Origin of the sequence: Leucobacter musarum subsp. musarum (assembly GCF_001273845.1) — a bacterium.
Lineage (GTDB): Bacteria > Actinomycetota > Actinomycetes > Actinomycetales > Microbacteriaceae > Leucobacter > Leucobacter musarum.
Genome location: NZ_JHBW01000091.1, coordinates 1 through 316, shown reverse-complemented (window position 1 = coordinate 316; position 316 = coordinate 1). Strand labels below are relative to the sequence as shown.

The 316-nt window shown below is 66.5% G+C and carries 1 protein-coding gene; it reads left to right on the top strand.

Features of this window, described 5'->3' with window-relative positions:
• Positions 1-316: hypothetical protein (locus CH42_RS16625; RefSeq protein ID WP_193392096.1), on the top strand; the 316-nt coding region annotated here is incomplete at both ends.

Here is a 316-nt window from a genome sequence, read left to right as displayed (position 1 = left end):
CTGATGCGAATGTGAATGCTTCGGCGTCGGCTGCGGCGGATGCGAAGGCTGCTGCTGCGGCTCAGGCTGCGGCGAATGCTGATGCGTCGACGGCGGCTTCTGCTGCGGCGAATGGTGATGCTTCGGCGGCGGCGTCGTCTGCGGCTACGGCTGATGCGTCGTCGTCGGCTTCTACGGATGCGGATGCGGCGTCGGCTGCTGCGGCTCAGGCTGCGGCGAATGCTGATGCGTCGGCTTCTACGAATGCTGATGCGTCGTCTGCGGCGAATGGTGATGCTTCGGCGGCGGCGTCGTCTGCGGCTACGGCTGATGCGTC